Origin of the sequence: Alloalcanivorax xenomutans, from assembly GCF_900217905.1 — a bacterium.
Lineage (GTDB): Bacteria > Pseudomonadota > Gammaproteobacteria > Pseudomonadales > Alcanivoracaceae > Alloalcanivorax > Alloalcanivorax xenomutans.
Map to the genome: position 1 here is coordinate 193,669 of NZ_OBMO01000003.1, position 25,324 is coordinate 218,992.

Consider the following 25,324-nt stretch of genomic DNA (forward strand, 5'->3'; position numbering starts at 1 on the left):
CTTGCCTGCAAGCGAATGTACTCGGGCCCCAAGAGATTCGCTTGCAGGCAAGCTCCCACAGTGGACCGCGTCTCAGGAAGGCAGGCGCCAGAGATCATCCTGGCGATGGGCGCGGCCATCTTCGTGCAATTTGATCAGATGCGCCTCAAGTGACAGGCACGCCACACCGTGCAGAAATTCAGGCACATCGTCGTAAACCCGTTTCACCAGGTCCGGCACGCTGGTGGCGTCACCGGTGAGGGCGGCGAAGACTTTCTTTTCCCGCTCCAGCCGGTGCTTGATGGTGTGGTCCACCAGCGCCAGCGGCTCGTCGATGACGTCGCCATGCCCGGGAGCCATGCGTTTGATGTCCCATTGCCGCAGCTTGTCCAAGGAAGACAGATAGGCACTCATGGAGCCCGAAGGCGGGGCTATCACCACGGTGGACCCCTGAATCAGATGATCGCCGGTGAACAGCAGCGCCTCTTCCTTCAGCAGATAACACAGGTGGTTGCCGACGTGACCGGGCGTGGCGATCACCTCCAGGGTCAGGCCGCCGCAGTCCACGGTGTCACCGTCCTTGAGCTCGCGTTCCGGTTCCCACGTGGTGTCCTGCAAGCCGTCGTCCGGGACCCAGGGGCCTTCCAATACGGCGCCGGTGGCGGCGGCCAGATCATGAGCTCCGGGGGAGTGATCGCGATGGGTATGGGTGACGATGATGCGTTCGATCGGACGCCCCAGTTCCTCGGCCGCGGCCAGCAGAGCCTGGGTATGCTCCGGGTCGGTGGGGCCGGGATCAATCACCGTCAGGGCGCGGCCGCCCACCAGATAGCTGTTGGTGCCGGGGCCGGTCATCATGCCGGGGTTACGGCCCAGCACACGCCAGGCATTGGTAGCGATGGCCGTGGGCTGGCCGGGAATCAGCGCCGCCATGGTAACTCCATTGATTCGGGAAGCGCATTGTGACCATTTAGTCCCAGCTTGCAAACCCCCCGGTATGATGGCGGCGGTGCCTATTCGCCGTACACTTGTACTTCCCGGACCCGCAATTCCCAGCGGTCCGGCGTCCGCATGCCGCGATCGCGGTCGGCCACCACCGCCACCGGATAACGGCCGCCGGCGGGCACATGAATGGATACCGGAATCCGCTCTTCATGCAATGTCTCGCAGGCTTTCGCCGGCGGGCAGGAGAGGGCGACCGTATCCAGCAGCACATGGGCGATGGCATGCTCTCCCCGGTTGCTGATCTCACCACTCACCCGCACCCCGGTCTCCATCTGACTGACACCGGTGACGGTAACGGTGACCGAAGCGGGATCACCGGGCACCAGGCGTTCCTGGTCGGTGAACAGAAAGGACATCAGCATCACGGCGCTGGCCACGCCGACCCCGGCGAGCACCAGATAGAAGGGGCGCCGCCCGGCCTGCCAGCTGCCCCACAGCAACACCACCACTGCGGTAACCACCGCCAGAACCAATAAATACCGCATGCTCTTTATCCTTCTGTTTTGGTTTCCCCGACGACGCCACGGTACCAGCATCATCGGAATGGGAACCGGCTCTGCCTATGCCGTTTAGTGGTCCAAACTATGGCCGCTTGCGCTACCATCTATGGCCGCTTAGTCATGAGCCGCCATCGCGCTGTCCCGGCATGGCGGTTGCCAGACTATTATGATGGCGGTATTCGCGATTTCATGCCACGGAGGAAAACCCATGCTGATAGTGGTCTCGCCGGCCAAGACCCTGGACTACGAGTCACCGTTGCCGGCGCTGCGCGCCACTCAACCGCGCATGTTGGATGACAGTGAAACATTGGTGCAACGAGCCCGCAAACTGTCGCCGGCGGATCTGTCCAGCCTGATGGGGGTGAGTGACAAGATCGCCCATCTCAACGTCGAGCGCTTCGCTCTGTGGCAACGCCCCTTCAACAAGGACAATGCCCGTCCGGCCCTCTTTGCCTTCAAAGGGGATGTTTACACCGGATTGGATGTCAGCCGTTTCAGCAAGGACGATCTCGCCGCCGCACAGCATCGTTTACGCATGCTGAGCGGCCTTTACGGGGTTTTGCGCCCACTGGATCTGATGCAACCGTATCGTCTGGAAATGGGCACCAGGCTGGATACGTCCGCCGGCAAGGATTTGTACGCGTTCTGGGATGACCGCATCACCCGCCAGTTGATCAAGGATATGCGCGTCGTGGGCACCGACGTACTGGTGAACCTTGCCTCCAATGAATACTTCAAATCCGTGCGCACCAAACTGCTGCCGGGCCCGGTCATCGAACCGGTCTTTCAGGACGAAAAGAACGGTAAGTACAAAGTTATCAGCTTCTACGCCAAGAAAGCCCGCGGCCTGATGGCGGCCTGGATATTGCGCGAAGGGATTGAAAAGCCGGAGGATCTGAAGCGATTCAAGGAGGCGGGGTATCGCTATGACAAAGCGTCTTCCACGGACACCAAACCGGTGTTCCGAAGAGCGGAGCAGGGGGGTTGACCGAGTCTTTGGAGGCATGATTTCCCGGGTCGCCACTCCGCCACTGCAGGAGCTTGCCTTGCAAGCGAACTTTGAATTCGCCTGCAGGGCAGGCTCCCACGACAGTGGCCTCTTGGCACCGACCGCGACTTACTGCCAATCGGCGTCAAAGCCGTCCGGTTTGATCACCAGAACGTCGTTGCGGGCATGCACCAGCAGGGACTCGGCGGTGGCACCCAGCAGCAGGCGTTCCACTTTGTTGCGGCGAACCGTCCCCACCACCAGTACATCTGTGCCGTTATTTTCACAGTAGTCAGCCAGGGTGCCGGCGATCGGTCCTTCCAACATTTCCGTGCGTTCCAGCGGTAGATCATGGCGCTCGGCGAAACGGTCCAGAGCTTCGCGGTGGCTTTTGCGAATGCTCTCGGCGCTGGCGGCGTATTCCGGCAACGCTTCGCCCGCCACCAACAACAACGTTTCGTCCGGGTGCTCGAGCACATGCACGGCGTTGAGTGATGCCTGCAGCGGCGCCGACCATTCCCGCGCCGCGCTCAGCACGGCACTGTCCAGGCCGCTCTCGTCCTCTTCCTCCGGTTCGATCGCCGCGGTAAACACAGGTGTTTCACTCCAGGGACGGTCCTGCACGCAAAGCACGGGGCAGGGTGCCCGACGAATCAACAACCAGTCCCGCGGCGTAAACAGGTGGCGCCTCAGCGTGCCTTCCTCACTGGTATGTACCACCACCAGACGTGGTCTGGCGGCAATGACCGTCTGCCGGAGGTCCTCATCCTGATCCTTGTGCGTGGTGATATGCACGGTGGCCTCGGTACCCGCCAGCAAGTCCTGAATGCGCCGTTCCCAGGCATTGCGAATTTGCTGTTCGGCCGCTTGGCGGCGCTTCTGGTCAAGCCCCACCGCGCGACGCATGGCCGACGAATCACTATTGACGGCCACCACTAGCGGGCAGCTCAGCGCCGCGGCCAGCAACCGGCCTTTCTTCAGCGCCGGCTGCGGGGCCTTCAGGTGCCGGTCCAGGACGACGAGAATGCCATTGGTCGGAATAGTCATGGTGCCTCCACATGTAGTCTGCCGCCACCGCAAAGCGCCTCACGGTCGACGATTTCCACATCTCTGCCGTCCACCAGCAGCATATCCTGCTGCTGAAAACGGGTGAAAATGCGGCTAACCGTTTCCACCGCCAGTCCCAGATAATTGGCGATGTCATAGCGGGACATGGGCAGGCGGAAGCGGCGGCTGCTCAAACCCCGGCGCTGCTGACGCGCGGCCAGGGATAACAGTAGAGAGGCCACTCTGTCATCCGCGCTCTTCTTGCTCAACAGCATGTGCAGTTCGCGGTCGGCGCGGATCTCGTTGCTCATCAGCGAGAAGAAGTGATGCTGCAAGGAGGGGATGCGTTGGGACAGATCTTCCAGGCGATGGAAGGGGATCTCGCACACGGTAGCGGTTTCCAGCGCCTTGGCATTGGAAACATGGTGCGCGGTACTGATGCCGTCCATGCCGACGATCTCGCCTGGGAGGTAAAACCCGGTAACCTGTTCTTCCCCCTCATCGGAGAGGACATAGGTCTTCAGTGCGCCGGAGCGCACGGCATAAACGGCGCTGAACGGGGCGGCGGCACGAAACAGGTGCTCTCCGCGCTTCAGCGGGCGGCCACGGCGGATGATGCCATCCAGTTCGTCGAGCTGGGAAGGCGCCACCGCCAACGGCAGGCAAATGGGGCTGAGACTACAGTCGTTGCATGAAACGTGACGAGGCATGCTGCGTACCTCCATGTTGGATACACTGCGTATTGCAATTACGGCTTGAGACATTATGGTCTCCCGGATCGGTAACGGCGAGCTAAATAATGCGACTGAATCGCTGTGGGTTCGGGGTGCCGGCATAGCGGTCGAACAACATCACCAGAGCGCGCACCACCAGGCGCCCGGTGTCAGTGACCTTCAACACGGGGCTGTTCATATCAATCAGCCCCAGTTTTTCGAATTCACCCAGCGCGGCCAGCTGGTCCTTGAAGTAATCGGCGAAATCCACTTCCCAACGCTGCCGGAAGGCGACCAGATCCAGCCGCAGGTCGCACAGCAGCCCCATGATCACGTCACGGCGCAGACGGTCATCCCAGTCAAGCAGGAAGCCGCGTTCGATCGGCATGCGACCCGCTTGCACGGCTTCCTGCCAGTTGCTCAGAACCTTCAGGTTCTGAGCGTAGAAATCATCAAAAGCGCTGATCGCGCTGACCCCCATGCCCAGAAGATCGGCGTCGCCATGTAGCGAGTAGCCTTGGAAATTGCGGTGCAGGGTGCCGTTGCGCTGCGCTACCGCCATGGGATCATCCGGCAGGGCAAAATGGTCCATGCCGATCAGCACATAGCCGGCCGCCTCCAGGGTTTCGCCCGCCAGTTTCAGCATGGCGAGTTTTTCCTCCGGGCTGGGCAGCGCGGTTTCCTGGATCTGCCGCTGCACCTTGAAGCGCGCCGGCATGTGGGCGTAGTTGTAAAGGGAAATGCGCTCCGGGCGTAAAGCCAGCAATTGTTCCAGGGAGCGAGCCAGGCTGGAGGAAGACTGCCAGGGCAAGCCGTAAATCATGTCGGCGTTGATGGAGTGGAAACCGAAATCCCGGGCCGCGTCGAATACTTCGGTGATCAGCTCAAGGGATTGTTCCCGGTTCACCGCCTTCTGCACCACCGGATCCAGATCCTGAATACCGATACTGAGCCGGTTGAAACCCAGCCCCCGCAGCAGCCCCAGACGGGCGCGATCCACCGTGCGCGGGTCCACTTCGATGGCGTACTCGCCGCGATCCTCTTCCAGCAGGTTGAAATGACGGGCCAGGTCATAAACCAGCTCGGTCATCTGCGCATCGCTGAGGTAGGTGGGGGTGCCACCGCCCCAGTGCATCTGCACCACGGGCCGCTGCGGGTCCACCAGCGCCGCCTTGGCTTTGATCTCCTGCTTCAGGAAGGTCAGATAATCCTCGGCTTTGGCCCGGTTGCCGGTGATGATGCGGTTGCAGGCGCAGTAGTAGCACACCGTGGCGCAGAATGGGATGTGACAGTACAGCGACAGTGGGCGACGGGCCTGATTGCCGCGAGCAACGGCGCGCCGATAGTCCTCCTCGCCGACTTCCTCATGGAACTGGGTGGCCGGTGGGTAGGACGTATAGCGAGGCCCGGGACCTCCGAATCGGCGGATCAGATCCGGATTCCATTGCGTCATGTCAGCGCTCCAAAGGGGGAATGGCGGCATCATGCCACTATGAACACAGCCGACCTTGATGCAGATCAAGGATGGTGATGAGCATGGACATCTCCGGGCAGTCCGTGTTGAAGAAACACCAGCGCCAGCGCCAGCGTCATCGCCGCCGCCACATATCGGGCGGGCCCCCGCCGCAACCGCGACAGCTGCCCGCCGAATACACCGGCGGCCCCCACCGGCAGCAGGGTAGTGGCGCCGAACATGCCCATGACCAGGGCACCGTCAGCCCATTCACCGGTTCCGGCGGCCAGCACCAGGGCGGAATAAAGCAACCCACAGGGCAAGAACCCCCACAGCCCGCCCAGCGCCAGCGCCTTGAGCGGGTGATCCACCGGCATCAAACGGCGAGTCAACGGGGACAGCCGCCGCCACAGTCCGGCCCCGAGACGCTCCAGAGCCCGGATCGGCGCACTGTGGCCGAGGAAATGAGCGGTCAGCAAAACCATCAGGAGCGCTGACAGTAACGCTGGCCAGTGCCAGCCGCCGCTTGCCGGGCCACTGGCCAATTGCCCGCCCAGCCCCCCGGCGATCGCGCCCAGGCCGGCGTAACTCAACAGCCGGCCGCTGCCAAACAAGCTCTGCCAGGCGATCAGCCTGCTGCCACGCCGTCGTTCTTCGGGGATCGAGAAACTCAGGGCGGCGGCGATGCCGCCGCACATTCCCGCGCAGTGAAGGGCCCCGCCGACACCGAGGGCGAGAGCGCCGGTCAACGCCACGGTAAGCGGGTCAACGATCATCACCCACCCCCTTGCCAGCATTACGGCGCTGCTCCCGGTCTTCGAAAATCACCGTCCAGGCGGCATGATCCAGGTCCTCGAACTGGCCCTGGCGTAAAGCCTTGAACAGCGCCCACACCGCTACGGTGAGGAACAGCAAGGCCACCGGAATCAACAAGAGGAGGCTTTCCATGTGGTTATCCTGTTGGCATTGAGCGTCACCAGAAGTGACGAAGCTGACATCCCCAGAGCCGCGGCCCAGGGTGGGATCCAGCCAGCCATGGCCAGAGGAATCGCCACCAGGTTGTAGCCGAGAGCCCAGGTCAGGTTCTGGCGGATCACCGCCCGGCAGCGATCCGCCAGACGGGGCAGATCGGCCAGCCCCTGCAGCCCTTCGTTGAGCAGATAAACGCCAGCGGCGCGGCGGGCCAGACTGGACGCCGCCGCCGGCGCCACGGAGACCGTGGCCCGCAACAGTGCGGGAGCATCGTTGATGCCATCCCCCACCATCATTTGCGGTCCTTCCTGTTGTTCCAGCTTCTGTAACCAGGCGGCTTTGTCATGGGGCGTCAATCGCGAGCGGGCTTCGCCCATGCCCAGTTCTTCAGCCAGCGTGGCCACTGGCTCCGCGGCGTCACCACTGGCCATGCGCAGCCGCCAACCCCGTTGACGCAGTTGATCAAGTACCGCCGGGGCTTCCGCGCGCGGTTGATCCCGCAACCAGAACAGTGCCTGCGTCCGGCCGTCACGGGTGAGAGCCAGACACGTCTCACTGCCACGGCTCAGCTCCGGCGCACCGCCCATGGCCCACTGGTGGCCCTGGAAGCGGCCACTGGCTCCGGCAGGGCTCAAACGCAAATCCTCGATCGGCACCGGTGAGAGGTCATCGAAAGCGCGCGCCAGCGGGTGCGGGTGGTCCCGCTCCAACCCGGCTGCGATTCGGGGCAGGGTGGTGAGCCATTCCGATTCGACGTCGGCGGCGGCTCGCCACTCCACCCGTTGGAACCGGCCGGTGGTCAAAGTGCCGGTTTTGTCGAACAGGACGCCGCGAATACCCGGCAAGGATAAAAACTGAGAGGGGGAAGCAATCAGCAAGCCCAGCTTCAGCCCCCGGGCCAGCGTGGCGGAGAGCGTTAACGGCACCGCCAAAGCCAGGGCGCAAGGACAGGTCACCACCAGCAGGGCGAGCATGTGCTCGAATGCCTGTGCCGGGCCGCGATGCCAATGCAACACAAGGGTGGCCATGGCCAATGCCAGCACCGTCGCGGTGAACAGAGGGGCCACTCTTTGCCAGTCCCGCACCACCGTCACTCGTTCTTCCTGCGCGCGCGCCACCTGTTCGCCAATGCGCGCGACCAGGCTACTGTCGGCGGCACTCGCGGCCTCGATATCCACACCACCTTCCAGGATCCGGCACCCGGCCTGCACCGTGTCGCCGATGGTGCGGGTACGTGGCAGGGATTCGCCGGTCAGGGCCGCCTCGTTAAAGCGAGCCTCGCCAGCGCGGATGACACCATCCACCGGCACGGTTTCTCCCTGGCTGACCCGCACGGTATCGCCGGCGCACAGCTGGGCGGTGGCCACCCAGTCGCCGCCGCCGGCGTCATCCAGCCGCCGCACCACCAGAGGCAACGTATCCTGCAACTGCTGCCAGGAGCGCTGGATGCGCTGACGCTGATGCAGTTCCAGCCAGCGGCTGAGCAGCAGGAAGAACACGAACATGGCGGCGGAATCGAAGTAAACGTGCTCACCACCACTGGCCATTACCACCAGCGAACCGCCCCAGGCCAGCAACAACGCCAGGGCCACCGGCACGTCCATGGTCGGGCGGCGCACTTTCAGGCTCCGCCAGGCGCCCTGAAAAAACGGCCAGCCGGAGTAAAACACCACCGGTGTGGCCACCAGCAGGCCGGCCAGCCGGAACAAGTCCTGGTAAATGCGATCCGTGCCTTCGAACACACCGATATAAAGGGCGGCGGAATACATCATGGCCTGCATCGCCCCCAGGCCGGCCAATGCCAACCGCCCCAGCAGGCGACGCCGTTCTTTCTGCTGATGCCCCTCCCAGGTGGGATCGCCCGGCAAGGCGACCCGGTAGCCCAATTCCAGAATGCGCCGCACGGCATTGCGGGGGAATAAGGGCTCGGCGGCGTCATATTCCAGGGTCAATTGCATGCTGGCCAGATTGACCTGAACCGAACGGGCGCCGGGCAGCCCCATCACCACTTTTTCAATCAGCCAGCAGCACGCCGCGCAAGTAAGTCCGGAGACTTGCAGCCGCAAGCGGCGCCGGCCGTCCTGCTCCTGGATGTGAGCGGCCAGCAACTGGGGCACATCGAACAATGCCAGAGTGCGCTCCGTTTCCTCGCTGGCCACCAGCGGCCCGTTATTGCTGCGGATAGCGTAATAGTCTTCCAGGCCGAGACGATGAATCATCTCCACGGCGGCGGCGCAGCCGGGGCAGCAGGTGGGTTTTTCCCCTCCCGGAGTGCGGGCAACGAAAGGTGATACACCAACCCCTTCGCCACAGTGCCAGCAGGCCGTACTCATGGCGCGCCCTGTAGTGGCCGCAGCCGCTGACGCAATCGCCAATGTCCCTGTTCCGGCGTCACCGTCACCACCCAGTGATCGGTCGCCGCCAGAGCGCCACCGTCGGCGCGATAACGACCACCCCCCTGATGGATGAACGTCATGGCAATATCGCGCTCGGCGAAGGTCGGGTGGCGGAACGCCAGTTGCAGCCGTTCAGGCCAGGGCATGGGCACTTTGCTGGTCAATTGCAGGGCGGCCGGTTCACCGGCGTACAGTTGCAGTTCGAGGCCAAGCCGGCGGGCCTGATCCAGGTCGGCCATGGAACGGTTGATGGCCTTGCCCTGTTGATACCAGTCGTCCGCCACGGTGGCGTCGGCATGACGTATCGCCAGAGTCAGGGTGACCATGCCGCCCACCACCGAGGACAGCGGGATCAGAATAACCAGCCACACCAACGGGTAGCGGTACCAGGGCAGGGTGCCATCACGGAGCGATGAAGCGTGATTCATGGCGCACCTCCAGATCAGGCACATCCAGATCCTGTACCCGGAACCAGATGGTCCGGCTGTCCAGATCGGCGACATAGGGATCGTAGCTGACGGTAACGGGCAGGCTTCGGTGTTGTCCGCCCTCCAGCGTCACGGTCATTTCGCCATGGACCAGTTTCAGGCCTTCCGGCGCTTCCAGGGTGACGCGATAGCGGTGGCTGTGCTGGTCCTTGTTCAGCAATTCCAGGCGGTAGCTGTTTTCCACCTCACCCAGGCTGGTGAGGCGGTAGAGTTGGTTACGGTCACGCAATATATCCACCTGCAGCGGCACCCGGCTGTACAGCGCCCAGACAAACGCCAGCGACAACAGGGAAATCACCACGCCATAGCCGATCAGGCGTGGCCTCAGTACCTGATGGCGGCCGCCGGCGAGGGCGTTTTCGGTGGTGTACCGAATCAGTCCCCGGGGCTTGTCGATGCGGTCCATCACCTGATCGCAGGCGTCGATACAGGCGGCACAGGTGATGCATTCGTACTGCAGGCCATCGCGAATATCGATACCGGTGGGGCAGACCTGAACGCACAGACTGCAGTCCACGCAATCACCGACCAGGGGGGCGGCCTGCTTTTTACGGGAGCCGCGGCCACGCGGTTCGCCCCGGGCGGTGTCGTAAGACACGATAAGCGTGTCGCGATCGAACATCACGCTCTGGAAGCGCGCGTAGGGGCACATGTACAGACATACCTGTTCGCGCAGGAAGCCGGCATTACCGTAGGTGGCGACGGTGAAGAAGCCGATCCAGAACAGCGCCCAGCCCCCCACCTGGGCGGTGAGAAAGTCTGGCACCAGCTCACGGATCGGGGTGAAGTAGCCGACGAAGGTCAGTCCCGTGACCAGCCCCAGCAACAGCCAGCACAGGTGCTTGCCAGTGCGACGCCAGAGTTTGTTGAACGACCAGGGCGCCTTGTCGAGCTTCATGCGCTGATGGCGGTCGCCCTCGAATATCCGTTCGATGCCCATGAAGAAACGGGTCCAGGTGGTCTGCGGGCAGACATAACCGCAGTAGACCCGTCCGGCCAGAACGGTAAAGAAGAACAGGGCGAACGCGGCCAGCATCAACGCCCAGGCCAGGAACAGGAAGTCCTGCGGCCAGAAGGTGATACCGAAGATGTGGAAACTGCGATGGGGCAGGTCGAACAGTACCGCCTGCCGCCCCTGCCACTGTACCCAGGGCAGTATCAGGTACAGCCCCATGGTCATACTCAGCCCCAGATCGCGCAGGCGCTGGTAATGGCCGGATACATGCTTGGCCTGAATCCGCTCGCGTTTAGCGTACAGCGCCACCGAGCGGCCGTCGTCGATGCCTTCGGAATGAACCGGGATGCGCTCCGTTTTCGACATTCTGACTACTCCTCGGTCTCCATGGACAAGCTGTAGACGTAGGCGGCCAGCACGTGGATGCGCTCCGGCGTCAAAACCCCTTCATGGGCTGGCATATGCCCCTGACGGCCTTCCCGGATGGTGGTTTCGATGTCTTCCAGACGGGCCCCATGGAGCCAGATGCCGTCGGTAAGGTTGGGGGCGCCGATCATCTGGTTGCCGGTGGCGTCGGCGCCATGACAGGCCGCGCACACCTGGAACCGGGGCTCGGCCCGTTCGGCCGCGTCACGATACTCTGGCTTGTTCTTGAGGTCGGGCCGGCTGAGGGTTTGCACGTACATAGCCATGTCCCGCACCGCTTCGTCACTGTTGCCAATGGCCGCCGCCATCGGCGTCATGGTGCCGCGGCGTCCGCTGGTAATAGTCTGCACGATGGCGTCGGGCGAGCCGCCGTAGAGCCAGTCATCATCGGTAAGGTTGGGGTAGCCGCGTGCGCCGCGCGCATCGGAGCCATGGCAGATGGCGCAGTTCTGCGCGAACAGCCGGCCACCGACGTCCCGGGTCTCGGGATAATGAGCCAGCTCAGCCACCGGAACCTTGGCGAATTCCTTGAACAGCGGCTCGCTGCTTTTTTCCACCAGCGCCACTTCCTGTTCCCACTGAGTGACGCTGGTCCAGTTCAACAGGCCGCCGAACCGGCCCAGGCCAGGGTAGAGCACCAGATAGCCAACGGCGAAAACCAGAGTGCCGACGAACAGAAACAGCCACCAGCGGGGTAGGGGCTGGTTTCGCTCCTCAATGCCGTCGAACTTGTGACCGGTGGTGTCCTGGCGCGCCTCTTCGGCGGACAGGCGGGAGTTGGCGAACAAAAGCACCGCGCAACCCACCAGATTCAACACCACGATAAAAATGATGTACCCGCTCCAGAAATCACTCATGGATTTGCTCCCCGTCGCTCCCGGCCCGGGCCTGTTGATCGTCACGCACCGGCAGCTTGGCCAGTTCCTGATATTGCTGTTTGCGGCCGGGCCGGTAGACCCAGGCCACCAGGGCGAGAAACGCCAGGAAAAACAGTACGGTCAGAACGCTGTGATAGGTCATTCGCGAACCTCCTTACGGACCTGGCCAAGGGAGAGCAAGTAAGCCACCAGCGCGTCTTCCTCGCTGGCGCCGGCCCATTCGCCGTTGACCTTTTCCATTTGCTCGGCCACATCCTGCTCGCTGTAAGGCACACCGAATATGTCCTTGAACACGCGCAGCTTGCGTTCCATGTGCTTCCAATCCACCGGCGTGTTTTGCAGCCAGGGATAGGCGGGCATATTGGACTCAGGGACCACCTCGCGTGGATCGCGCAGGTGTTCGCGATGCCATTGCTCGGTGATCGGGCGTAGTCCCACCCGTGCCAGATCCGGGCCGGTACGCTTGGACCCCCACAGGAACGGATGCTCCCAAACGTCCTCTCCGGCCACGCTGTAAGGTCCGAACCGTTCGGTTTCCGCGCGCAGCGGCCGCACCATCTGGGTGTGGCATACATGGCAGCCTTCACGGATGTAGATATCGCGGCCGGCCATTTCCAAGGCATCGTAGGGACGCAAAGTGGACATCGGCTCGGTGGTGGATTTCTGCCAAAACAGCGGCACGATCTCGGCCAGCCCGCCAAAACTCACCGCCACCAGAATCAGCACGATCAGCAGGCCCACGTTCTTTTCGATTACGGCGTGTCGGTTTGCCATCGTTGATCTCCTAGTAGGCAAGGGCCAGACGGTTGTCTTCACCGGCGTCATCACGAGTGCCGCGAATGGTGAGATAGACATTGAGTGCCATCAGCAACATGCCGACCAGGAACACCACGCCGCCGAGCAGGCGCACGATGTAGAAGGGCTGCCGTTCCACCAGTTCCTGAACGAAGTTGTAGGTGAGGGTGCCGTCGTCGTTGACCGCCCGCCACATCAGCCCCTGCATGATCCCGGACACCCACATGGCGGCGATGTAGAGCACCGTGCCGATGGTGGAAAGCCAGAAATGCACATTGATCCAGCTCACCGAATACATGCGTTGACGGCCAAACAGGCGCGGCGTCATGACATAAAGTGCGCCGATGGAAATCATCGCCACCCAGCCCAGGGCGCCGGCGTGCACGTGGCCGATGGTCCAGTCGGTGTTATGGCTGAGAGCATTGACCGTCTTGATCGACATCAGCGGCCCTTCGAAGGTGCTCATGCCGTAGAAGGAGAGGGCGACGATCAGGAAGCGGATGATCGGATCGTCACGCAGCTTGTGCCAGGCGCCGGACAGCGTCATGACACCATTGATCATACCGCCCCAGCTGGGCGCCAGCAGGACAATGGAGAACACCATACCCACGGACTGGGCCCAATCCGGCAGGGAGGAATAGTGCAGATGGTGCGGACCGGCCCACATGTACACCGCGATCAGCGCCCAGAAGTGAACGATGGACAAACGGTAGGAATAGACCGGACGTTCCGCCTGAATCGGCACGTAGTAGTACATCATGCCGAGGAAACCGGCGGTGAGGAAAAAGCCCACGGCGTTGTGGCCATACCACCACTGCACCATGGCATCGATGGCGCCGGCATAGGCCGAATAAGACTTGGTCAGGGAAATCGGTATGGCGGCACTATTGACGATGTGCAACAGCGCCACCGCCAGAATGAAGCCGCCATAGAACCAGTTGGCCACATAAATGTGCCCCGTACGCCGTTTCGCGATGGTGCCGAAAAAGACCACCGCGTAGGCCACCCACACCAGGGCCAGCAGAATATCGATCGGCCACTCCAGTTCCGCGTATTCCTTGGCGCTGGTGAAACCCAGCGGCAGACTCACAGCGGCGAGAACGATGACCGCCTGATACCCCCAGAACACGAAAGCCGCCAGCCCCGGCAACACCAATGGGGCCTGGCAAGTACGCTGAACCACATATAAGGACGTGCCGATCAGGGCACAACCACCAAAGGCGAAGATCACGGCATTGGTGTGCAGCGGGCGAAGGCGCCCAAAACTGAGCCAGGGTATATCAAAGTTCAAGGCAGGCCAGGCCAGTTGCGCGGCGATCCAGACCCCCACGAACATGCCCACGACCCCCCAAACCACGGTCATGACTGTAAATTGGCGAACCACACGATAGTGGTACGCCGGCGGCGCAGCGGCGTCTTGCATGATGTTGTCCTTGCAAATTGAGGCGTGTGCAAGGTATCAGCCGGCGCTAAAGCTGCCCTTGATATACATCAATACAACCGTGACGGATGCGGAAATCCCGATCTGAAAGGCCGGCAGATATCTGCCGGTGGCAGGCTCAATCAAGAAAATGAACGCTTATGAAAAGCATTATCATTATTGACCCAGGCAGATTCTCTCCGGATAATCCCTATCCCTTCGGTAGAGAAACGTAAACGCGCTGTTCAGGCTCATGGGGAGCGCCAGGCCACGTCTTCACCTTTGGGGGTTCAAATGATTGATCGCAACAGCACAGTCCGACGCCAGGCCAATAGACCACGATGCCGGCGAACCACGACCGCTCTGCTATGTGGCACGACTCTGGCTATTGCCCCGATGATTGGGAGCGCGCAGGAGTCTGACGGCGGGAATGAGGAAGAAACGGTATATCGTCTCGCTCCCATTATCGTCAATACGCACGTGGTAGCCCCTGATGATGATGCCAACTCCACTGTTGCCCGGGAGTTATGGGTGGGCGGCAAGGTCGCAACCAGCATCCTCGACACACCTGCCTCCGTGTCGGTCATTACGGAAAAGGAGATCGAGCAGCGAAACGCGAATACCACCGAGGAGGTCCTGCAATATACGCCAGGGATCATCACCGACTACTACGGCACCGACGACCGTAACGACTATTTCAAGATTCGAGGATTCCAGGCCACTACTTACCGTGACGGCATGACACTGGGATCGATGCGCGGTGTGCGTGAGGAGCCTTACGCCTATGAGCGCGTGGAAGTACTGCGTGGAGCCAACTCCACCTTGTTCGGCCCAGCGGATCCTGGGGGGTCAGTGAACTTCGTCAGCAAGCGACCGAAGTTTTATCGCTTTGGTGAGGGTTACCTGGGCTATGGTTCCTTCGACCAGAAAGAGGCCGGCATTGATGTGGGGGATGCATTGGACGCCGACCAGACACTGGCCTATCGCTTCACCGGAAAATTCAAGGATGGCGAGCGCGAATACGACCACTCGAAAGACGACAATCAGTTCTTTATGGGGTCACTGACCTGGGAGCCGACAGCGTATACCTCCGCCACGCTGATCCTGGACTATCTTGAGCGGGACAGCACGCCCAACAGTGGCGGTTATCCGCTTGATCGGGAATATGATCGCAGTGATTTCTTTGGTGAGCCTGATTTCAACTATCACGACGTTGAACGAACCAGTATGACCGGGCAGCTCACCCATGATTTCAATAATGGGCTTACCCTGCGTGGGAATCTGCGCTACAGCGATCTGACCGATGATTTTGGTTACGTCTATCTGACGGATTCCGTCGCAAGAACAGGCACGGTGGTGGATCGGGATTACTTCGGCACCGACAGTAAGGCGCATGAACTGATCGGAAACGTCATTCTGCAATACGATGCCAGCTTCGATCACACCGACAGCAGCACATTGCTGGGGATCGAATACCGTGACGCCTCAACGGATGACAGCTCCTTCTATGGGGATGCGGAATCAATTGATATCGAAGACCCGGCTTACTCCGGGGCTCCGAGCAGCCTGAATATCTATAGCACCAACAAACAGGATTACACCACCAAATCAGTTTTCCTGACACAGAACTTATCTTTTTATGATCGATTCGTTATCACGGCTGGGGTTCGCAATGACTCAATGGATCTTTCCAGCGAGGGGAGCTCCTACGGTTCGCCTTTCGATGACAGCGATGACTTTTCGGAAACTTCGGCCCGGGGCGCGCTGACCTATAAAGTCAGTGACGGACTCTCCACCTATATCAGTTATGTGGAATCGGTGGCACCGCCAGCCATCGGTGTTAAACCGGAACGCGGTGAGCAGCACGAGATAGGGGTGAAATACGCGCCTGCGGGTATGAACGCGCTGTTCTCGGCAGCGGTCTATGAGCTGAACAAAGACGACGTTACCATTGCCGTTGTGCAGGATAACGGCACCATCGAGCAGGAAACCATTGGCGAATCCCGCGTGCGAGGTCTTGATCTGGAAGCCAGAGTCGAACTGACCGATAACCTGAGCCTTATCGGGGGCTACTCCTATATAGACCCTGAAGTGATTCGCGGCACACTCGGGGATGGCACTTCACTCGAAGGGAGGGAGTTCGCTATTGCGCCGAAACACACCGCCTCGCTCTGGGGACACTATACTCTGCCAGATACAGGTATGAGCTTCGGTCTTGGTGCCCGGCATGTCGGTTCTTATTACTTTGATGCCGCCAATACCTCCAAGAGCGATTCGGAGACGCTCTTCGACGCCTCTCTCGGCTACCAGCTCATTAAAAACGTCGACGTTTCCGTCAATGTTCAGAACCTGTTCAATGAGCAGCATGTGGTCGGGTCAGGCACGGCAAACTACTACAATCCGGGGCGCGAAATTATGGCGAAAGTCGGCTATCGCTGGTAGCCATCGGCCAGTACGCCACCGCACCCACCTCCTCGGGAGGGGGCGCCTGGCAGGGCAGGGAAGGGGGTTTACTCCTCCAAGCAGAACCGCAAAGATGCTCTCGTCCTGGGGAGGAGGCGTGGGGGAGGTATTGCTAGAGTCCTGAGGAGCGAGCATGCCCATCATGAACAACAAATTACTTTAAGAAATCATTTTAACTTTATGTTTTTATTGTATTTTATAAAAATTAAAATCAACACAAAAACCAATCTGTTTGTTTATTATTTGACCTCAACCATGGTTCGCCTAGACTCAACCTCACAGGGCCGGTTTAACCAAGCCCTCCTGGGGAACAATACAACAACACGAAGAAGGGGAATTCCATGTCCATGGATTTTGAAGACCGTTTGGAACAAATGCGGTCCAAAGTAGGGCAGTTGGCTGGAGACCTGGCCACGGAAGAAGCCACGAAAAACGCTCTTGTAATGCCATTTATAAAAGACATTCTGGGTTATGACGTATTCAATCCACTGGAAGTCATTCCCGAGTTCACCGCGGATCAGGGCATCAAAAAGGGAGAAAAGGTCGACTACGCGGTTAAACAGCATGGTTCGATTCAGATCCTCATAGAATGCAAACGAGCCGGCGATGAGTTGGGCTTTAAGCATGCATCTCAACTCTATCGCTATTTTTCGGTGACAGAGGCTCGTATTGCCATTCTCACGAATGGCATTCGCTATCAATTCTTCACGGATCTTGATGCCGCCAATCGCATGGACAAAAACCCCTTTATGGAGGTCGATTTCACCAACTTCAATTGGCGATTATCTGACGAGATCCGAAAGCTATCCAAGAACGATTTTGATCTGGGTGATGTCATCACCGCCGCCGGCGAGCTGAAATATACCAATCGCATCAAGAAGCTGATTGCCGAGGAGTTCTCGCAACCCTCCGAGGAATTCGTCGCTCTTTTCGCTGGCAAGGTTTATGACGGGCGACTCACCCAGAAAGCCAAAGAGGAATTTCGGGACATTGTACAACGAGCCACCGCCCAGTTTCTAAACGACAATTTAAACGAGCGCTTGAAAGGCGCCGTGCGTGATGATTACACCCAACGTTCCAGCGCCCTGAGCCGTCAGGAAGAGACGGAACAGGAGGAAGGCCAGGGGCCACAAATCGAAACCACGGCGGAAGAACTCCAGGGTTTCTATATCGTCCGGGCGATCCTGTCTGACCAAGTGGATATCAACCGCATCGCTGAGCGGGACACCCTGAGCTATTTCGGCGTACTACTGGATGACAACAACCGCAAGCCGATATGCCGGTTACATTTCAATCGATCCCAGAAATACATCGGCCTGTTCGATAAGGACAAAAGGGAAACCCGCCATCCAATCCGATCACCAACGGACATCTTTCAATACAAGGAGCAATTGAGGGTAACCATTGGGTACTACGACGTATCGGACACGGGTCAAGACCTGGAATCCGAAATGGCTGGCTCCTAATGAAGTGCCGATCTGGTGAAGGGGCGTTGTCATTTCTGGGGTGTCTCGGCTTATCCATAATTAGGTGTAATGTATATTATGTTAAATAAGATATAACGACGGATAGGACGCATCTTGTTAAAGTTGGCCTTAACCCAGCGACAATCCGGCTACGGACATGAAAATTGGCGAACTGGCGGATATCACTGACCTTGCCCCTCACGTATCCGCTTCTACGAGAGGATTGGCCTTCTGAAAACCGTCAGCCGCAAGGCCAACGGTTACCGCACCTATCCGCCAAATGAACGGGATGTGGATCTGGTTGAGCTGTCCGGTGGCAGCTACGAGGCGCCGGCCATGCACGGGCGCGATCACGCGATGGCCGCACCCTGACCCGTGAAGCCTATTTCCTGGAGTTTGCCAAACTGGCCTACATGGCGGTGGTCATCCGGCTCCCTGGCCGTTATCGAGCATTTGATGGAGAACCAGCACACTGGCGGCGCGTACACTCCGTCGACTCTTGTCGGGGCGGAGTTGGTAGCACGGCTGCCGGGGTCCGGTGAGCTGGTGATTCAATAGCCTGATTTCATCCGTTGCCGCGCGTCGCCGCGTACAGTAAGGCATCGTCCAGCCGATCGTTGCCCCAGAACATGGCGTCACCGATCAGAAAGGTCGGGGCGCCAAACAGCCCCCGGTCCAGGGCTTCCTGGGTCTGCTCCCTCAAGCGCTGTTTGTTGTGGTCGGACTGGGCGGCCTTCAACAAGGATTCCGCCGGCAACCCCATATCCGCAAGGATGCCGCCCACTTCTTCCTCGCTGTTTATGTCCCGGTCACGTTGAAAGTTATGCAGCATCACCTGGCGGTTGAATTCCGCGATCCATGGCATATCCGCTCCCAGCAGCGCCACCCGTGACGACAGCAGTCCGTTGCGGGGAAAAGTGGATGGCCGGGTCCACGGCAGCCGGTACTTTTCACATTGGCGAAGCATGTCCCGCCACACGTAACGCAGCTTTTCCTGTTGTTCCAGGAATGGCGATCCCTGCCAGCCCAGTGCCTTGAAAACGGGACCGAGCAGGAACGGCTTCCAGACAATGGCGACGCCGTGGCGATCCGCCGCCTCCTCCACCCGCATGATGCTCAGGTAACTGTAGTTGCTGCCAAAGTCGTACCAGAGCTCCATGGCTGGAGCGGTGTGTTTCGAGACCATGAGCACATCCTCTTCGATGAGAGCCGTCAGTGATGAATCAGCAGTACGCGAAGTTCGATACTATGCCGCGGAGCCACATCAGCGGGCAGCGCCGGCGGATCGAAGGCGCCATGCGGCGTAAACCGCGCGGTACCACTCAACTGGGTGTCGTACTGCTTGAAAATCAGTACCTCGTCCGACGTCATTGCCGGGTAGTGATACCAGCGTTGGCGGGCGGTGTAGCGAGCCAGATAAATCTCGCCAGTGCGCTCCCGGTAGCGCACTTCCGCCGGGTTCAGGTCCAGCACCGAAAGGGTCGAGGCGTCACACAACGCCAGCGGCGCATCCAGAACCGGTCCTCTTAGCGGCCGCCACAGATTAACGATGGCATAGCGGCTGTGAGGTGACATGCGCTCCCCCTGGCGGGCCAGCACGGCGGCCACCCTGGCCCGCCCGGAGGCTTCGCTGTAGTCGTTATGCAGCCGGCCCACCGCCCCGGGGCGACTGCCGTCGCCATGCCGGCCGAAACCGGCGGTGACCTGCCCCGGCTCACGGCGCCGGACCTGATGATCGAACACCAGCGCACGGTCGGCGCCGGTGGCGCGCCGGGCCATTTCCGCCATCGGCGGATAGTAGCTCGCGCTGATCCAGGCATCATCGTCCACCCGATCGGGCACCGCGACTTCGGTTCGCAGTAATCGGAACCCCTGTCTGTCCAGCCCCGGTTCGAAGTCCGCGTGGCGCGCGTCCAGAATGGTCATGGCCCGGGTTTCATACTGGCCGGAGTCCTGGGGGGAGCCATCCTCGGGCTGATACATGTAGTGACAGGGACGCTCGGTGCCAGGTACATGAAAACTGAGATAGGCCCGCGTGGCCGCCTCATGACGAGCAAAAGACGATGAGAGATGATTCATACGCTGCGCCTCCGTCTGGATGAGGTTTCCATTGAAGGCTTCAAAGGCGCGCGGCTCAAACGATCATTTTGCAACCATGACATGCATTTTACTCATGGCTTAATGCCGCCTGGGACACCAGCCATTCCGCCAATGCACGCACCGAGGCGGACGGCGACGCCGATGCCTGGATCAGCCAGTGGGCGTATTTTTGGGCTGGAGGGCCGGACCACGTTCCCACGCCAAAATCGAAGACTTGCAAGCGCCCTTCCCTGATCAAATCCGCCACCAGCGCCCGTCGTCCCAGCGCCAGCCCCTGACCGTTCACCGCCGCCTGAATCAATTGGTCGTACTGGTTGAAACGTACCAACCGCGCCGGGCGCAAATGGTTCAGTCCGGTGCTGCCGAGATAGGATGACCACTGCAGCCAGGGATGGTCAGGATCATCGAACTCCAATAGCACCTGACGGGCGAACACTTCCGGCTGGTTCAGGGCGTCATTCCGCCAGTCCGGGTGCCCGACCACGATGATTTCATCGCCGAACAGCTTGATCGCGCCCTCCGGAGCCGCGGAGCGTGCACAGTAACGAATCGCCAGATCAACGCCCTCGGTGTCCAGATCCACGACTCTGTTGTTGGCGGCCACACGCACATCCACCTCCGGGTGGCGCGTGATGAAATCGCCAAGTCGCGGCAGTAGCCACAGCCCCACCACCCCCATACTGGCGGTAATGGTGACCGGCTTGCGCTGTTCACCGCCACCCAGCGTTTCCACCAACTCCTGCAGTTCCCGCATCATCGGGTCCACCGATTGGAACAGCCGCCGGCCTTCCTCGGTCAGTCTGACGCCACGGTATTCCCGGACCAGCAATTTGCAGCCCAGGCGAGCTTCCAGGGTCTGGATCTGGCGGCTGACCGCCGATTGGGTCAGGTGCAAATCCTCCGCCGCCACGGTGATGCTCATTCTGCGGGCCACGGCGACGAAACCGCGCAGCGCGTCCATTGGCGGCAGGCGATAAAGAGGGGCTGTCATTCCTTTCTCTCATGGGAAAACATCCGCCAAGACTGCGCCCATTGTTCTGCTTTTGTCGAGCCTGTGTCAGGAATGCTATGTCGGGAGTGGCGGCAGGCGACAGTGGCTCACCGCGAAATCGATGAAATGACGCAGCGCCGGCAGGGCCCGGCCGCTGGCCCGATAGAACAAGGCCACATCAATCGGTGGTTGTTCCCACTCGGACCGCAGCCGGCACAAGTGTCCGGCCTCTATTGCTTCCAGCACCATATAGTGATGCAACCAGGCCAGGCCAAGCCCCTGTTTCACGGCTTCGATCATTGCCTCGGTGTCGTTGAGCCGCAGCGCCGGCCGCATAACCACTTGGCGACTACCCCACAGCCAGACACGATCCGGCGGATGCCGCATGGCATGGGTAATGAGCCGGTGTTCCGCCAATTGCTCCGGTGTTTCAGGCATGCCGTGGCGCTCTATGTAGTCCGGCGAGGCGCAAAGCCAATAGGCGGTCTTGCCAAGACTTCGCCGTACCATGCCGTTGCTGCCCGCCATCGACATGGCGAAGATCAGATCGACGTTTTCCTGCTCCAGATCCGGGAAGCGCTCGGCCAGTTCCAATTCCAGATCAATTGCCGGGTAGCGGCGCACGAATTCGTCCAGGTGTGGTAACAAAGACGTCTTCGTCAGCCAACGGGCGGCCACCACTCTCAAGGTTCCTGAAGGTTCGCCTTTGATTCGCGAGAGGCAATTTCTTTCCGCGTCGTCGAGCAGTCGTAACGTGGCCACGGCGTGCTCCTGAAAGGTTCTGCCGGCCGGAGTCAGGACCATGCGGCGGGTGGTTCTCTCAAGCAGGACAACCTCAAGGGACTGCTCCAAAGCGGACAACTGTTTGCTGACCGCCGGCGCGGACAATCCGAGCGCACGGGCGGCCGCGGCAATACTGCCGTTGTCGCACACGCTCAGGAAGGTGCTCATGTGGTCCAGTCTGGCCTTCATTAATTCGTAACTTCTGATTAAGAAAGGATTCCATTAAAGCACATTCCATCAACACCCCGGGCCTCCTAATCTTGCCCACCAAGCTGAACGGAGGCCCCATGTCCCCTACACGATTTCCCCCACCCTCGGTGATTCTGCTCGCCGCTCTTGTGACACTGCCGCAGATCGGCGAAACCATCTACACCCCCGCGCTGGCGGATCTGGCCGCGGGACTTGCCATCACCGAAAGTCAGGCGCAGACCTCCCTAAGCGTCTTCTTTCTCGGTTTCGCACTTGGTGTTTTGGTGTGGGGTCGGTTCAGTGACCGCTGGGGACGCCGCCCCGCCCTGCTTGCTGCTCTTGCGGTCTACGCGGCGGGCAGTTGGCTGTGCGTTGGTGCAGAAGGACTGGCCATGCTGCGCGCGGGACGCGCGGTGCAAGCGTTCGGGGCTGCCGCCTGTTCGGTGGTGATCCAGGCGGTGTGCCGGGAAGCGTTCCAGGGCGAAGATCGGGTGCGGGTATTTGCCACGATCGGCATGCTGATTCCGCTGTCCACCGCAATAGGCCCTTTGCTGGGCGGCATGGTAACCACCTTGTGGGGCTGGCGGGCCGCACTGACACTGCTGCTGATGATGGGGTTGGTCCTGTGGCTGGCGGTCTGGCGCGCCTTGCCGGAGACCGGCGGCGGGCCGACGCCAGCGCTGCTGCCTGTTGTCCGGCGCATGCTGGGTGATCGCTTTATTGCCGGCATGGTGGCGGTTATCGGAATCGCCAACGGCGTGCTGTTCAGTTACCACGGGGAAGCCCCGTTTTTGTTGATTCAAAGCGGGGGGCTGACGCCCGCGGAGTACGGTCTGACTGGACTCTGGGTAGTGAGTGGCAGCGTGGTCGGCGCCATAATCCTGCGTTATTTGGGCTGGAAAGGCTGGGAAAGCGGCGCGCTCATCCGGCTGGGGCTGATCGGGATGTTGCTCGCTGCCGGCGGCCTGGCCGGTGTCGCCGGTCTGTCAACGCGGGACTTTGCCCTGGTTCCGTTCATCGCCTTCGCCGCCCTGCTATTCACCGGTTTCACCCTGACCACCACCGTCTGTCTGCACCGGGCACTGGAGCGGTACCATGATGCGCTCGGAACCGCCGGAGCCGTAATGGGGCTCGCCTATTACGCCGTGGTAGCCGCCGTTACTCAAGGCATGGCGGCTTTGCACGATGGCCAGAGCATCACCTTTCCGTTGTACAGCATGGCACTGGTGTTGTTGGCCTTGCTGGCATACGTGGCGCTGTTGCGTCCGGGCCTGAAGGGCTCCTGAGTGGCACTCACGCCGGTGCCGACGAAACGATGTCCAGCACCCGCCAGTACCCCGGTGGCGCCGGTACCACTTGCCGTTCCCGCAGCATGCGGTGCATGGCTGGCAGGCGGAACCAGGGCACCGAGGCCATGGCATGGTGCTCCAGGTGATAGTTGACCCGGAACGGCGCCACGAACAGACGTGCCAGCCAGCCGGCCCGGGTGGCGCGGGTATTGCGGAACATGTCGGCACAGCGTTCGGTACCAGCGTGTTCGGCAAGCGCGCGAATGCGGATAAACAAGGGATAGGGAATCAGGTAAGCCATGACCCAGCCGAGAAACAATTGCGGATAGCCACAGAGGTAAAGCGCGGCAAACAGCAGCAGATTGCTGATCACCGTCGGCAAACTGTTGCGCAGCCACGCCCGCAGGTGCCAGACAAAGCCGCGCTTCGGCAGCCATTCCACATTGGTGGCCACGGTCCATTTCATCCGCTCGGCGTCCATCAACGCGCGGCCGAGCAGAAACTTGAGACCGGTGAGGCCGGTCAGGTCACGCAGGAACTTGCGCATCAGAGAGCGGCGGGTGGTGGGCAAATGCTCGATCAGCGAAATGTCCGCGTCCTCATCGGTACCGGTCCTGGCGTGATGGATGAAATGGTGGGCCCGGTATTTGGCCAGATTGAGTCCCAACGGCCTGGCGCACAACCAGTCGGCGAGACCTTCATTGGCCCAACGGCGCTGAAACAGCGTCTTGTGGGTGGCTTCGTGGGTGAGAATGGACAAGGCCAGTTGCCGGCCGCCCAGCAGAGCCGTCGCCAGTATCAATACCGGTATCTGCAGCCATGGTTCCCACCTCTGAGCCCAAGCCATCACCCAGAAACAGCCGGCGATAGCGGCCCAGGTGGAGGCGATCGCCCAAGCGCCCATGGCATCGGAGCGGGCGGTGAGTGCCGCCATCTCCTCACGGGTGAAAATGTCGTGAATCTTGCGACGGGTGGCGTGGTTATGTCGATATACCGCCTGATGGTCCATGACCTTCTCCCGGTGCTCTCCGGATTTCTTGTTCGGCAATCCCGTCGTGTAATGGGATGTGTATTTGCGGGTCATGAGACGTTACACCGAAAGCCCCTCAGTGTGTATCGCCGTAATAAGGCATCGGTGTCGACGGCTGACCTTACCGTAGGGAACAGCTATGCTTAAGAACCCCATACCATCCTGCCGGAGCAAGGAAGTATCGTGATCATCCATCCTCTCAGCGATCTGCATAACGAGCTGTACCGTCGTGCCGAGCCACCGGTGGCGATTCCCGACATCCCCGAGACCGACGCCGACCTGATTGTTCTCGCCGGCGATATCGACACCGGCGACCGCGGTGTGCAGTGGGCCGTGGAGCAATCCGAAAAGCACGACAAACCGGTGCTTTATGTGCCGGGTAACCACGAATATTACCGCCACGACATCCAGGATAATCTGGCCGCCATGCGCCAGCGCGCGGAAGGGACCCGGGTCCAGGTGCTGGACCGGGATCAGACGGTGATCGGCGGCATTCGCTTCCTCGGCTGCACCCTGTGGACCGATTATCTGGCCTATGACGGCGAAAGCCGGGACGAGCCGATGGCGCTGGCCGCGCAACGTATGCCGGACCATCAGTTAATCACCATCGAGGGTGTGCCGTTTCTCCCGGAACATGCACTCGCCCTGCATCAGGCCGCCGTTGAATGGCTGGACCGGCGCATCGCCGAACCCTTTGACGGTCCCACCGTGGTGATCAGCCATCACGGCCCCGCCGGCGTCTGTTGCCATCCGGTCTTCTCACCCGGACCGCTGGACGGCGCTTTCTTCTCCCGGCTGGAAGACCGTATCGGTCTGGTGGATCTGTGGATTCATGGCCATACCCATCTGTCGCTGGACCTGCCGGTGGGCGAAGGGCGCTTGATCTCCAATCAGTCCGGCTACCGCGGTGAAACCTCCGGGTTTGACTGGAACAAGACGGTCAGCGTGCCAGCCTAGCAGCGAAGTATTTACTTTAATTTTCCATGGTAATTGATTGA

Annotated in this window: 25 protein-coding genes; 6 read left to right on the plus strand and 19 right to left on the minus strand. The window is 60.6% G+C overall.

From position 1 onward, the window contains the following. Window positions 1-72: 72 nt before the first annotated feature. Both CRO06_RS03805 and CRO06_RS03810 read right to left on the minus strand, forming a co-directional pair. Window positions 73-912: an MBL fold metallo-hydrolase gene (locus CRO06_RS03805; RefSeq protein ID WP_026949297.1), complete on the minus strand. Its 840-nt coding sequence runs from the start codon at window positions 910-912 to the stop codon at window positions 73-75. An 80-nt stretch (window positions 913-992) separates the two neighbouring features. Beyond that, the gene (locus CRO06_RS03810; RefSeq protein WP_080530956.1) at window positions 993-1,469 is read right to left on the minus strand and encodes a hypothetical protein; all 477 of its coding nucleotides are present in this window, start codon (window positions 1,467-1,469) and stop codon (window positions 993-995) included. Window positions 1,470-1,692: 223 nt separating this feature from the next. Between CRO06_RS03810 and yaaA the strand changes: the two genes are divergently transcribed. Continuing rightward, window positions 1,693-2,472 carry a peroxide stress protein YaaA gene (gene yaaA / locus CRO06_RS03815; RefSeq protein ID WP_097057756.1) on the plus strand — a complete coding sequence of 260 codons (780 nt, stop codon included), beginning with the start codon at window positions 1,693-1,695 and terminating at the stop codon, window positions 2,470-2,472. A gap of 129 nt (window positions 2,473-2,601) precedes the next feature. On the opposite strand, the gene CRO06_RS03820 is transcribed toward yaaA, so the two are convergent. From CRO06_RS03820 to ccoN, 12 genes are all read right to left on the minus strand, one after another. After that, window positions 2,602-3,519 carry a universal stress protein gene (locus tag CRO06_RS03820; protein ID WP_055100027.1) on the minus strand — a complete coding sequence of 306 codons (918 nt, stop codon included), beginning with the start codon at window positions 3,517-3,519 and terminating at the stop codon, window positions 2,602-2,604. Further along, a complete protein-coding gene (fnr, locus tag CRO06_RS03825; protein WP_022995071.1) occupies window positions 3,516-4,229 on the minus strand; it encodes a fumarate/nitrate reduction transcriptional regulator Fnr in 714 nt (237 codons plus the stop codon). Before fnr ends, CRO06_RS03820 begins: the two co-directional genes overlap by 4 nt. An 82-nt stretch (window positions 4,230-4,311) precedes the next feature. Beyond that, a complete protein-coding gene (gene hemN / locus CRO06_RS03830; RefSeq protein ID WP_097057757.1) occupies window positions 4,312-5,685 on the minus strand; it encodes an oxygen-independent coproporphyrinogen III oxidase in 1,374 nt (457 codons plus the stop codon). 65 nt (window positions 5,686-5,750) lie between these two features. Next, a complete protein-coding gene (locus CRO06_RS03835) occupies window positions 5,751-6,461 on the minus strand; it encodes a sulfite exporter TauE/SafE family protein (RefSeq protein ID WP_097057758.1) in 711 nt (236 codons plus the stop codon). Then, a complete protein-coding gene (ccoS, locus tag CRO06_RS03840; RefSeq protein WP_097057759.1) occupies window positions 6,451-6,633 on the minus strand; it encodes a cbb3-type cytochrome oxidase assembly protein CcoS in 183 nt (60 codons plus the stop codon). Before ccoS ends, CRO06_RS03835 begins: the two co-directional genes overlap by 11 nt. Continuing rightward, window positions 6,612-8,990, minus strand: coding sequence for a heavy metal translocating P-type ATPase (locus tag CRO06_RS03845; RefSeq protein WP_097057760.1), 2,379 nt, complete (start codon window positions 8,988-8,990; stop codon window positions 6,612-6,614). The genes ccoS and CRO06_RS03845 overlap by 22 nt, the downstream gene beginning before the upstream one ends. Continuing rightward, window positions 8,987-9,481, minus strand: a complete 495-nt coding sequence (locus CRO06_RS03850) for a FixH family protein (protein ID WP_026949290.1) — start codon at window positions 9,479-9,481, stop codon at window positions 8,987-8,989. Before CRO06_RS03850 ends, CRO06_RS03845 begins: the two co-directional genes overlap by 4 nt. Continuing rightward, entirely contained in the window at window positions 9,456-10,862 is a 1,407-nt protein-coding gene (gene ccoG, locus CRO06_RS03855) for a cytochrome c oxidase accessory protein CcoG (protein WP_097057761.1), read from the minus strand. Before ccoG ends, CRO06_RS03850 begins: the two co-directional genes overlap by 26 nt. A 5-nt stretch (window positions 10,863-10,867) precedes the next feature. Then, on the minus strand, window positions 10,868-11,779 hold the full coding sequence (gene ccoP, locus CRO06_RS03860) for a cytochrome-c oxidase, cbb3-type subunit III (protein ID WP_022995064.1): 912 nt from the start codon (window positions 11,777-11,779) through the stop codon (window positions 10,868-10,870). After that, window positions 11,772-11,942, minus strand: a complete 171-nt coding sequence (locus CRO06_RS03865; RefSeq protein WP_022995063.1) for a cbb3-type cytochrome oxidase subunit 3 — start codon at window positions 11,940-11,942, stop codon at window positions 11,772-11,774. The genes ccoP and CRO06_RS03865 overlap by 8 nt, the downstream gene beginning before the upstream one ends. Then, a complete protein-coding gene (gene ccoO, locus CRO06_RS03870) occupies window positions 11,939-12,574 on the minus strand; it encodes a cytochrome-c oxidase, cbb3-type subunit II (RefSeq protein WP_097057762.1) in 636 nt (211 codons plus the stop codon). The genes CRO06_RS03865 and ccoO overlap by 4 nt, the downstream gene beginning before the upstream one ends. A gap of 10 nt (window positions 12,575-12,584) precedes the next feature. After that, window positions 12,585-14,018, minus strand: a complete 1,434-nt coding sequence (gene ccoN, locus CRO06_RS03875) for a cytochrome-c oxidase, cbb3-type subunit I (RefSeq protein ID WP_097057763.1) — start codon at window positions 14,016-14,018, stop codon at window positions 12,585-12,587. Window positions 14,019-14,309: 291 nt separating this feature from the next. On the opposite strand from ccoN, the gene CRO06_RS03880 reads away from it, so the two are divergent. The 3 genes from CRO06_RS03880 (at window position 14,310) to CRO06_RS20365 (ending at window position 18,316) form a co-directional block, all read left to right on the plus strand. Beyond that, on the plus strand, window positions 14,310-16,457 hold the full coding sequence (locus CRO06_RS03880) for a TonB-dependent siderophore receptor (protein ID WP_097057764.1): 2,148 nt from the start codon (window positions 14,310-14,312) through the stop codon (window positions 16,455-16,457). A 362-nt stretch (window positions 16,458-16,819) separates the two neighbouring features. Further along, complete coding sequence (locus CRO06_RS03885; RefSeq protein ID WP_218839862.1) at window positions 16,820-17,944, plus strand: type I restriction enzyme HsdR N-terminal domain-containing protein; 1,125 nt, start codon at window positions 16,820-16,822, stop codon at window positions 17,942-17,944. A gap of 204 nt (window positions 17,945-18,148) precedes the next feature. Then, on the plus strand, window positions 18,149-18,316 hold the full coding sequence (locus CRO06_RS20365; protein WP_218839863.1) for a MerR family DNA-binding transcriptional regulator: 168 nt from the start codon (window positions 18,149-18,151) through the stop codon (window positions 18,314-18,316). Window positions 18,317-18,509: 193 nt separating this feature from the next. Here CRO06_RS20365 and CRO06_RS03895 read toward each other — a convergent pair whose 3' ends face one another. The 4 genes from CRO06_RS03895 to CRO06_RS03910 form a co-directional block, all read right to left on the minus strand. Then, on the minus strand, window positions 18,510-19,130 hold the full coding sequence (locus CRO06_RS03895) for a 2-hydroxychromene-2-carboxylate isomerase (RefSeq protein WP_097057765.1): 621 nt from the start codon (window positions 19,128-19,130) through the stop codon (window positions 18,510-18,512). 26 nt (window positions 19,131-19,156) lie between these two features. After that, window positions 19,157-20,023, minus strand: a complete 867-nt coding sequence (locus CRO06_RS03900; protein ID WP_179746441.1) for a CmcJ/NvfI family oxidoreductase — start codon at window positions 20,021-20,023, stop codon at window positions 19,157-19,159. Window positions 20,024-20,111: 88 nt separating this feature from the next. Further along, the gene (locus tag CRO06_RS03905; protein WP_097057766.1) at window positions 20,112-21,035 is read right to left on the minus strand and encodes a LysR substrate-binding domain-containing protein; all 924 of its coding nucleotides are present in this window, start codon (window positions 21,033-21,035) and stop codon (window positions 20,112-20,114) included. Between the two features lie 75 nt (window positions 21,036-21,110). Beyond that, complete coding sequence (locus tag CRO06_RS03910; RefSeq protein WP_022995038.1) at window positions 21,111-22,007, minus strand: LysR family transcriptional regulator; 897 nt, start codon at window positions 22,005-22,007, stop codon at window positions 21,111-21,113. Between the two features lie 98 nt (window positions 22,008-22,105). On the opposite strand from CRO06_RS03910, the gene CRO06_RS03915 reads away from it, so the two are divergent. After that, the gene (locus CRO06_RS03915) at window positions 22,106-23,293 is read left to right on the plus strand and encodes a Bcr/CflA family efflux MFS transporter (protein ID WP_097057767.1); all 1,188 of its coding nucleotides are present in this window, start codon (window positions 22,106-22,108) and stop codon (window positions 23,291-23,293) included. Window positions 23,294-23,300: 7 nt separating this feature from the next. Here the strand turns inward: CRO06_RS03915 and CRO06_RS03920 are convergent, their stop codons facing one another. Next, the gene (locus CRO06_RS03920) at window positions 23,301-24,380 is read right to left on the minus strand and encodes a fatty acid desaturase family protein (protein ID WP_244902766.1); all 1,080 of its coding nucleotides are present in this window, start codon (window positions 24,378-24,380) and stop codon (window positions 23,301-23,303) included. Window positions 24,381-24,509: 129 nt separating this feature from the next. Here CRO06_RS03920 and CRO06_RS03925 point away from each other — a divergent pair, with 129 nt between their 5' ends. Beyond that, window positions 24,510-25,283 (plus strand): metallophosphoesterase, encoded by a 774-nt coding sequence (locus tag CRO06_RS03925; RefSeq protein WP_179746443.1) that lies wholly within the window; start codon window positions 24,510-24,512, stop codon window positions 25,281-25,283. Window positions 25,284-25,324 lie beyond the last annotated feature (41 nt).

What these genes read in the sequence shown, in the direction of transcription:
- CRO06_RS03805 (WP_026949297.1), bottom strand. Translation starts at nt 912, where the DNA reads ATGGCGGCGCTGATTCCCGGCCAGCCCACGGCCATCGCTACCAATGCC.
- CRO06_RS03810 (WP_080530956.1), bottom strand. Translation starts at nt 1,469, where the DNA reads ATGCGGTATTTATTGGTTCTGGCGGTGGTTACCGCAGTGGTGGTGTTG.
- yaaA (WP_097057756.1), top strand. Translation starts at nt 1,693, where the DNA reads ATGCTGATAGTGGTCTCGCCGGCCAAGACCCTGGACTACGAGTCACCG.
- CRO06_RS03820 (WP_055100027.1), bottom strand. Translation starts at nt 3,519, where the DNA reads ATGACTATTCCGACCAATGGCATTCTCGTCGTCCTGGACCGGCACCTG.
- fnr (WP_022995071.1), bottom strand. Translation starts at nt 4,229, where the DNA reads ATGCCTCGTCACGTTTCATGCAACGACTGTAGTCTCAGCCCCATTTGC.
- hemN (WP_097057757.1), bottom strand. Translation starts at nt 5,685, where the DNA reads ATGACGCAATGGAATCCGGATCTGATCCGCCGATTCGGAGGTCCCGGG.
- CRO06_RS03835 (WP_097057758.1), bottom strand. Translation starts at nt 6,461, where the DNA reads ATGATCGTTGACCCGCTTACCGTGGCGTTGACCGGCGCTCTCGCCCTC.
- ccoS (WP_097057759.1), bottom strand. Translation starts at nt 6,633, where the DNA reads ATGGAAAGCCTCCTCTTGTTGATTCCGGTGGCCTTGCTGTTCCTCACC.
- CRO06_RS03845 (WP_097057760.1), bottom strand. Translation starts at nt 8,990, where the DNA reads ATGAGTACGGCCTGCTGGCACTGTGGCGAAGGGGTTGGTGTATCACCT.
- CRO06_RS03850 (WP_026949290.1), bottom strand. Translation starts at nt 9,481, where the DNA reads ATGAATCACGCTTCATCGCTCCGTGATGGCACCCTGCCCTGGTACCGC.
- ccoG (WP_097057761.1), bottom strand. Translation starts at nt 10,862, where the DNA reads ATGTCGAAAACGGAGCGCATCCCGGTTCATTCCGAAGGCATCGACGAC.
- ccoP (WP_022995064.1), bottom strand. Translation starts at nt 11,779, where the DNA reads ATGAGTGATTTCTGGAGCGGGTACATCATTTTTATCGTGGTGTTGAAT.
- CRO06_RS03865 (WP_022995063.1), bottom strand. Translation starts at nt 11,942, where the DNA reads ATGACCTATCACAGCGTTCTGACCGTACTGTTTTTCCTGGCGTTTCTC.
- ccoO (WP_097057762.1), bottom strand. Translation starts at nt 12,574, where the DNA reads ATGGCAAACCGACACGCCGTAATCGAAAAGAACGTGGGCCTGCTGATC.
- ccoN (WP_097057763.1), bottom strand. Translation starts at nt 14,018, where the DNA reads ATGCAAGACGCCGCTGCGCCGCCGGCGTACCACTATCGTGTGGTTCGC.
- CRO06_RS03880 (WP_097057764.1), top strand. Translation starts at nt 14,310, where the DNA reads ATGATTGATCGCAACAGCACAGTCCGACGCCAGGCCAATAGACCACGA.
- CRO06_RS03885 (WP_218839862.1), top strand. Translation starts at nt 16,820, where the DNA reads ATGTCCATGGATTTTGAAGACCGTTTGGAACAAATGCGGTCCAAAGTA.
- CRO06_RS03895 (WP_097057765.1), bottom strand. Translation starts at nt 19,130, where the DNA reads ATGGTCTCGAAACACACCGCTCCAGCCATGGAGCTCTGGTACGACTTT.
- CRO06_RS03900 (WP_179746441.1), bottom strand. Translation starts at nt 20,023, where the DNA reads ATGAATCATCTCTCATCGTCTTTTGCTCGTCATGAGGCGGCCACGCGG.
- CRO06_RS03905 (WP_097057766.1), bottom strand. Translation starts at nt 21,035, where the DNA reads ATGACAGCCCCTCTTTATCGCCTGCCGCCAATGGACGCGCTGCGCGGT.
- CRO06_RS03910 (WP_022995038.1), bottom strand. Translation starts at nt 22,007, where the DNA reads ATGAAGGCCAGACTGGACCACATGAGCACCTTCCTGAGCGTGTGCGAC.
- CRO06_RS03915 (WP_097057767.1), top strand. Translation starts at nt 22,106, where the DNA reads ATGTCCCCTACACGATTTCCCCCACCCTCGGTGATTCTGCTCGCCGCT.
- CRO06_RS03920 (WP_244902766.1), bottom strand. Translation starts at nt 24,380, where the DNA reads ATGACCCGCAAATACACATCCCATTACACGACGGGATTGCCGAACAAG.